Source organism: Reinekea sp. G2M2-21, assembly GCF_015687175.1.
GTDB lineage: Bacteria > Pseudomonadota > Gammaproteobacteria > Pseudomonadales > Natronospirillaceae > Reinekea.
The window spans coordinates 1-810 of sequence record NZ_JADPQG010000034.1 but is presented as its reverse complement, the minus strand read 5'-3'; the positions used below and the strand labels follow the sequence as shown (position 1 = coordinate 810).

Here is an 810-nt window from a genome sequence, read left to right as displayed (position 1 = left end):
TGACGCCTGGCGGCGTGATCTTAAACCACTTTAGTGGACACCAATCTTAATATGAGAGAGGTGTCTAGTATGGGACAGACCAAAAAGAGAAAGTACGATCGATATACTTTGGCTTTCAAGCTACAAGCCGTTAAGTTAGCAAATTCTGCTAAAGTTAAATCGAAAGATATTGCTGAGACTTTAGGCATTCATCCGGTAATGCTCTATCGATGGCAAATGGAACACCGTAATGGTGAATTGCGCGAGAATAAGCATATGAAATCTACTAAGCCTTCCCCTAAGCGTCGCCCCGATCGCACAGATCCCGTGAAAGCCCTAGAAGATAAATTGGCCGCTGCCGAACTAAGAATCAGAAAGCTTGAAAAAGCCCTTGATAATCGAACAGAGGAGCTTGATCTTTTAAAAAAGGCAGAACGGTTCTACGCCAAGAAATAGCTGGTTTATATAAGCTCATTGACGAGAACCGGTACCTACATTCTGTTTCCAGGTTGTGTGCAGTTTATGGCGTCTCCCGAAGCGGTTATTATGCATGGAAGAGACGGGAACCAAGCACTCATAGTAAGGAAGATGATCGCCTTAAAGCCGTCCTGCAAGATCTCCATCGAGGGTTGAAGCAATCCTACGGTGCGCCAAGGATGCGCAAGTTATTACGCGCAGATGGCTATATATGCAGCGTGCGGCGTGTGAATCGTCTTATGAGAGAGTGTGGTTTAAAGGCTATTACGACAGGACTTTATGAATGGCGCCCAGGCCAACATGCTTTCTATGCGGCCCAAGGCAACTTGATCAAAAATCTGCCTGAACCAAAGA

Annotated in this window: 2 protein-coding genes; both read left to right on the top strand. The window is 45.6% G+C overall.

What is annotated here, in order from left to right; genetic code table 11:
- Positions 1-69 precede the first annotated feature (69 nt).
- Positions 70-435 carry a transposase gene (locus IYN85_RS25615; RefSeq protein WP_196161826.1) on the top strand — a complete coding sequence of 122 codons (366 nt, stop codon included), beginning with the start codon at positions 70-72 and terminating at the stop codon, positions 433-435.
- Between the two features lie 53 nt (positions 436-488).
- A partial coding sequence (locus IYN85_RS26550) for an IS3 family transposase (protein ID WP_196161825.1) occupies positions 489-810 on the top strand: 322 nt, incomplete at its 3' end.